The sequence below is a fragment of the Streptomyces sp. NPDC004561 genome (genome assembly GCF_053602155.1).
In genome coordinates, this window is the sequence record NZ_JBSGDB010000488.1 from 1 (window position 1) to 6,362 (window position 6,362).

6 protein-coding genes are annotated in these 6,362 nt (G+C 69.4%); 4 read left to right on the top strand and 2 right to left on the bottom strand.

Features of this window, described 5'->3' with window-relative positions; translation table 11 throughout:
- Positions 1-356 precede the first annotated feature (356 nt).
- The 3 genes from ACWEN3_RS38615 (at position 357) to ACWEN3_RS38625 (ending at position 4,253) form a co-directional block, all read left to right on the top strand.
- Positions 357-1,682, top strand: coding sequence for a PhoH family protein (locus tag ACWEN3_RS38615; protein WP_452981051.1), 1,326 nt, complete (start codon positions 357-359; stop codon positions 1,680-1,682).
- A 406-nt stretch (positions 1,683-2,088) separates the two neighbouring features.
- A complete protein-coding gene (locus ACWEN3_RS38620; protein ID WP_452981054.1) occupies positions 2,089-2,787 on the top strand; it encodes an aggregation-promoting factor C-terminal-like domain-containing protein in 699 nt (232 codons plus the stop codon).
- A gap of 134 nt (positions 2,788-2,921) precedes the next feature.
- Positions 2,922-4,253, top strand: coding sequence for an AI-2E family transporter (locus ACWEN3_RS38625; protein WP_452981057.1), 1,332 nt, complete (start codon positions 2,922-2,924; stop codon positions 4,251-4,253).
- Between the two features lie 135 nt (positions 4,254-4,388).
- Here ACWEN3_RS38625 and ACWEN3_RS38630 read toward each other — a convergent pair whose 3' ends face one another.
- Together ACWEN3_RS38630 and ACWEN3_RS38635 are read right to left on the bottom strand one after the other, a co-directional pair.
- Positions 4,389-4,931 (bottom strand): alkyl hydroperoxide reductase, encoded by a 543-nt coding sequence (locus tag ACWEN3_RS38630; protein WP_452981060.1) that lies wholly within the window; start codon positions 4,929-4,931, stop codon positions 4,389-4,391.
- A gap of 3 nt (positions 4,932-4,934) precedes the next feature.
- The gene (locus tag ACWEN3_RS38635) at positions 4,935-5,489 is read right to left on the bottom strand and encodes a peroxiredoxin (RefSeq protein WP_452981063.1); all 555 of its coding nucleotides are present in this window, start codon (positions 5,487-5,489) and stop codon (positions 4,935-4,937) included.
- Positions 5,490-5,628: 139 nt separating this feature from the next.
- Here ACWEN3_RS38635 and ACWEN3_RS38640 point away from each other — a divergent pair.
- Positions 5,629-6,362 (top strand): LysR substrate-binding domain-containing protein (locus tag ACWEN3_RS38640; protein ID WP_452981065.1); only part of this gene is annotated, 734 nt, incomplete at its 3' end.

Consider the following 6,362-nt stretch of genomic DNA (forward strand, 5'->3'; position numbering starts at 1 on the left):
GCCGACCACCAGGTCGGCGGGGCGTCCGGTATACCCCCGTTCCAACGGGTGTAACGAGGAGTTCACCGGTGCGCTGTTGGCCGCTTTTGCATGGCAGTGCATGTTCGAGGGCATAAGCCAAGCAGGTCGACGCCCGAACCACGGGCGTCGGATCTCAGCGGGCGGCACGGGGCCGTCCGCCCGGGAGGCCCTTTGCACCAGCCCGACCGTGCGGTCACTGCACGGAAGCAGCCGCGGAGGGCCGGTATCCGGCCCGCCCTGCGCGGGAGCCGGGGACCGGCCGCAATGTACGCACCCTCCCGGCCCGGCTTCCACTTCGTCGCTCCCCGACCTCATCCGAGGGGGTACGTCCTTCCGTGGTGACCAGCACAAAGCGCCACAAGCCAGACCGGCGCACTTATGTTCTCGACACCAGCGTCCTGCTGGCCGACCCGAACGCCATGACCCGCTTCGACGAGCACGAGGTCGTGCTCCCCATCGTGGTGGTCACGGAACTGGAGGCCAAGCGGCACCATCCGGAACTCGGCTACTTCGCCCGCCAGGCCCTGCGCCTGCTGGACGACTACCGGGTGAAGAACGGCCGCCTCGACGCCCCCATCCCGATCGGGGAACTGGGCGGGACCGTCCGTGTCGAGCTCAATCACTCGGACCCCAGCGTGCTGCCCACCGGCTACCGCCTGGGGGACAACGACTCCCGCATCCTCGCGGTGGCCCGCAACCTGCAGGCCGAGGGGTACGACGTCACCGTCGTCTCGAAGGATCTGCCGCTGCGCATCAAGGCCTCCTCCGTCGGCCTGCTCGCCGAGGAGTACCGGGCCGAACTCGCCATCACGGAGAACTCCGGCTGGACCGGGATGAGCGAGCTGTCCCTGCCCGCGGAGCAGGTGGACATCCTCTTCGAGGAAGGGCACGTGTACGTCCCGGAGGCCTCCGACCTCCCCGTGCACACCGGACTGACGATCCAGTCCGAGCGGGGCAAGGCCCTCGGCCGCGTCACCGCGGACGGCAACGTCCGCCTGGTGCGCGGCGACCGGGAGGCGTTCGGCATCAAGGGCCGCAGCGCCGAGCAGCGCATCGCCCTCGATCTGCTGCTCGACCCGGACGTCGGCATCGTCTCGATGGGCGGCCGGGCCGGCACCGGCAAGTCGGCGCTGGCGCTGTGCGCGGGCCTGGAAGCGGTCCTGGAGCGCCGCCAGCACCAGAAGGTCATGGTGTTCCGGCCGCTGTACGCCGTGGGCGGGCAGGAGTTGGGCTATCTGCCGGGCTCCGAGGCGGAGAAGATGAGTCCGTGGGCGCAGGCCGTCTTCGACACGCTGTCGGCCGTCACCAGCCGCGAGGTCATCGAGGAGGTCACCGCGCGCGGGATGCTGGAGGTCCTGCCGCTCACCCACATCCGCGGCCGCTCGCTGCACGACGCGTTCGTGATCGTGGACGAGGCGCAGTCGCTGGAGCGGAATGTCCTGCTGACCGTTCTGTCCCGAATCGGCGCCAACTCGCGGGTGGTTCTCACTCATGACGTGGCGCAGCGGGACAATCTGCGCGTCGGCCGTTATGACGGTGTGGTCGCCGTCGTGGAGAAGCTGAAGGGGCACCCGCTCTTCGCGCACGTCACGCTGACCCGGTCGGAGAGGTCCCAGATCGCCGCCCTTGTGACCGAAATGCTCGAGGACGGTCATATCTAAGGGGATATCCGAGTAGGCCCAGTTGGCGCCGTCCGGCAAAGGCATCAGAGCCTAGCCGGGCGGCGCCTCGGTGTGCGGCGCTTTCCGGAAACCCCCAGGGCCAAACGGGATGTGAGCTTTCACACGCAACACAGAATTGCCACCGGCCTCCGGTTACGGCAGAGTCTCAGTCCTGTCAGGCCCCGCATACGACACACCTGTACCCCCAGCGGTACGGCACCACAGAAGCACCACCAACTCCATAGAGTTCGTCGTATGCCGCCCGAGCACCACGTGGCGCTCCCTCCAGGGGAGTTGCCCACCGGGCCCGTGCCTCCCGTGACCCCGCAGTTGGGAGGCCAGTGTCAGGGGGCACGATTGCGTCCGCCAGGGTCACCGAAGCGGGCGATGCTGGAAGGAAAACCGTGTGAGCCGGATTTCGGTCCGGGGACTCGCAGTGGTCTCGGCCACCGCGGTCACCGCCGTCGGAAGCGTCGTCGGAGTTGCCTCGGGCAGCGTCGCGCAGAACAACGACGCCGAGCCGACGGCCGCCGACACCACGCTTCTCGCGGACATACCCGCGGGTCAGCAGGCCCAGGTCCAGTCCGCGACCCTGACGCAGCAGGCCGACGCACAGGCCATCGCCGCGGACGCGAGCGCCAAGAAGGACGCCGAGGCGGCGGCCCGCCAGGCAGCCGCCGACACCGCGGTCGCCAAGAAGGCCGCTGCGGAGAAGGCGGCCGAACAGGCCAAGCAGCGCGCCGAGACCAAGGCAGCCGCGGCGAGCCGCGACTCGACCCGTAGCACCTCCAGCTTCCCCGTGCAGGGCAGCTACACCGTCGCGCAGATCCAGGCGATGGCGAGCCAGATGGTCGGCGCCGGCCAGTTCCAGTGCTTCAGCAACATCGTGGACCACGAGTCCAGCTGGAACTACCAGGCGACGAACGCCTCCTCCGGTGCCTACGGTCTCTTCCAGGCCCTGCCCGCAGGCAAGTACGCCTCCGCCGGTGCCGACTGGCAGACCAACCCGGCCACCCAGATCAAGTGGGGCCTCAACTACATGAACAGCCGCTACGGCAGCCCGTGCCAGGCCTGGTCCTTCTGGCAGGCCAACCACTGGTACTAGGCCGCCCGGCCGCAACCACGCGCAGCCCCTCCCCGTCCACAGGGGAGGGGCTTTCGCCCTGTACGGTCGTATCCGAACGACTCCAGGGGGGAGTGGTGGCGAGCGCCCGAGGACGCGGGGGAAGAGGACGGATCATGTCGCGAGTGCCAGGGTGGCTCGGCAGGCTCGGCGCCGGTCTCACCGAGATGGGCGAGCGCCTGGACGAGCGCCGCGCGGAGGTGGAGCAGGAGCACACCGACGCCGAACCGGCCGCCCCCGAACGCGTCGTGGCCGACCCGGTGCCGGCCCCCCGCCGGCCCGCGCCCCCGGCGGGCTCCCGCCCGGACCCCGCCCAGGCGGTGCCCTGGGGTGTGAGGGTCGCGGCCGAGGCCGGCTGGCGGCTGCTCGTCCTCGCCGGCACGGTCTGGGTGCTGATGCGTGTCATCAGCGCGATCCAGCTCGTGGTCTTCGCCTTCGTCATCGCCCTGCTGGTGACCGCGCTGCTGCAGCCGACGGTCGCCCGGCTCACCCGCCGCGGGGTGCCGCGCGGGCCGGCCACCGCGCTCACCGCCATCAGCGGCTTCGTCATCATCGGCCTGATGGGCTGGTTCGTGACCTGGCAGGTCATGGAGAACATCGACACGCTCTCCAACCAGATCCAGTCCGGCATCGACGACCTGCGCAACTGGCTGCTGAAGAGCCCGTTCCACGTCACCGACAAGCAGATCAACCAGATCGCCAAGAACCTCCGCGAGGCGATCGGCGCCAACACCGACCAGATCACGTCCGCCGGTCTGGAGGGCGTCCAGGTCATCGTCGACTTCCTCACCGGCCTCCTGCTGGTGTTCTTCTCGACGCTGTTCCTGCTCTACGACGGCAAGCGCATCTGGGAGTGGTCCCTGAAGCTGGTGCCCGCCGCGGCCCGGCCGGGCGTGGCCGGCGCCGGCCCGCGAGCCTGGCGCACCCTGACCGCCTACGTCCGGGGCACGGTCCTGGTCGCGCTGATAGACGCGACCTTCATCGGCATCGGCATCTACTTCCTGAACGTGCCGATGGCCGTCCCGCTGGCCGTCTTCATCTTCCTGTTCTCGTTCATCCCGCTGGTCGGCGCGGTCGCCTCCGGCGCGCTCGCGGTGATCGTGGCCCTGGTGACGCAGGGTGTCTTCGCCGCCGTCATGACCCTCGCGGTGGTCCTCGCGGTCCAGCAGATCGAGGGCCACGTCCTCCAGCCGTTCATCCTCGGCCGCGCGGTGCGGGTGCACCCGCTGGCGGTCGTACTGACCGTGGCGGCCGGCGGCATGGTGGCCGGCATCGGCGGCGCGGTGGTCGCCGTACCGCTGGTCGCGGTGACGAACACGGTGGTGGGTTATCTGCGGCAGTACGCGCAGGAGGTGGCCGGGGAGGACCGGACCACGGCCATGGCGTCGCAGTCCGCCGAGGCCGGGGAGACCGGGGAGCCGATAGCGGCCCCCTCGGAGACACCGTGACGACGCGGTGTTCCGGCCGGCGCACGACCATGCTGCGCCCGCGAGGGCGACGACCCACCAGTCGGCCGTCATGTGCGCGGCCACGAGAGGGATCGGTGCCGGCATGAGCCGGACGGACGACGGCCCCGGGGCGGGTTACTCGGCCGACTCGGCGAGCACCGCCTCCGCGTCCAGCGTGACGCCGACGGCCTGGATCACCGAGGCGATCTTGAAGGCCTCCTGGACCACGTCGCGCTCGACGCCGGCCTTGCGCAGCACCTGCTCGTGCGAGTCGAGGCACATGCCGCAGCCGTTGATCGCGGAGACCGCGAACGACCACAGCTCGAAGTCGACCTTCTCCACACCGGGGTTGCCGATGACGTTCATCCGCAGACCCGCGCGCAGCGTGCCGTACTCGTGGTCGGACAGCAGGTGCCGGGTGCGGTAGAAGACGTTGTTCATCCCCATGATCGCGGCGGCCGACTTGGCGGCCGTGTACGCCTCGGGCGACAGGTTCGCCTTCGCCTCCGGCTCCAGCTCACGCAGCACGATCGGGGAACGGGAGGCGATGGCGGTCGCCAGCACCGTGCCCCACAACTGCTGAGCGGGCAGGTCGGAGTTGCCGATGACCGAACCCAGGTTGAGCTTCAGGTCCTTGGCGTAGTCCGGCACCCGGGACTTGAGCGAGTCGAGCGACATGGGTCACTCACCGGCCAGCAGCGCGACCGGGTCCAGCGTCTCGTCGCCCTTGCTCCAGTTGCACGGGCACAGCTCGTCGGTCTGCAGGGCGTCCAGGACCCGCAGGACCTCCTTGGGGTTACGGCCCACGGAACCGGCGGTCACCATCGTGAACTGGATCTCGTGGTTCGGGTCGACGACGAAGACGGCGCGCTGCGCGAAGCCGTCCTCGCCCTCGATGCCCAGGTCGCGCATCAGCTCGTGCTTGGAGTCGGCCATCATCGGGAACGGCAGGTCGGTCAGGTCCGGGTGGTCCTTGCGCCAGGCGTGGTGGACGAACTCGGAGTCACCGGAGAAGCCGAGGATCTGGGCGTCGCGGTCGGCGAACTCGTCGTTCAGCTTCCCGAACGCGGCGATCTCGGTCGGGCAGACGAAGGTGAAGTCCTTCGGCCATGCGAACACGACCAGCCACTTGCCCTCGTAGGACTTGTGGTGGAGCTGCTCGAACTCCTTGCCCTTCTCCAGCGAGACGCAGGCGGTCAGTTCGAACTCGGGGAACTTGTCACCGACAGTGAGCACACGCTCTCCTTGCAGCGAGGAAGCACCCCTTTTGAGGGTGATTCCCATGGGTTGGACTTTGGTGATGTTGGCACAGGGTGCATTGATTAGGGAAATAGCTACACTCGGTCATGTTGATCGGAGGTAGTTATCAGTGACCATGAGTAACGGCAAGCGGAGGCAGCCGAGCCTCGCCCAGCTGCGCGCCTTCGCGGCCGTGGCCGAGCACCTGCACTTCAGGGACGCGGCGGCCGCCATCGGGATGAGCCAGCCCGCCCTGTCCGGCGCGGTCTCGGCGCTGGAGGAGACCCTCGGGGTGACCCTCCTCGAGCGTACGACGCGCAAGGTGCTGCTCTCGCCCGCCGGCGAGCGGCTCGCCGTCCGTGCGAAGGCGGTGCTGGATGAGGTCGGCGCGCTGCTGGAGGAGGCCGAGGCGGTCCGGGCGCCCTTCACCGGGGTGCTGCGCCTCGGGGTGATCCCCACGGTCGCGCCGTACCTGCTGCCGACCGTGCTGCGGCTCGTCCACGAGCGCTACCCGCAGCTGGACCTCCAGGTGCACGAGGAGCAGACCGCCAGCCTGATCGACGGCCTGCACTCCGGCCGTCTGGACCTGCTGTTGCTGGCCGTCCCGCTCGGCGTCCCCGGAGTCGTCGAACTCCCCCTCTTCGACGAGGACTTCACCCTCGTCACCCCGATCGACCACTGGCTCGGCGGCCGCGAGGGCATCCCGCGCGAGGCGCTGAAGGAGCTGAACCTGCTGCTGCTGGACGAGGGGCACTGCCTGCATGGCCAGGCCTATGACGAGGAGTTCGAACTCCTTGGGGCGCAGTTGGACCTCTTTGCCGTGGAGGCTGCAGTGCCGCGCCGTGGTGTCGACGGTGAGGTCGCCGAGCC

Coding starts and splice junctions, on each gene's coding strand:
- ACWEN3_RS38630 (WP_452981060.1), bottom strand. CDS start 4,931: ATGTCGCTCGACTCGCTCAAGTCCCGGGTGCCGGACTACGCCAAGGAC.
- ACWEN3_RS38625 (WP_452981057.1), top strand. CDS start 2,922: ATGTCGCGAGTGCCAGGGTGGCTCGGCAGGCTCGGCGCCGGTCTCACC.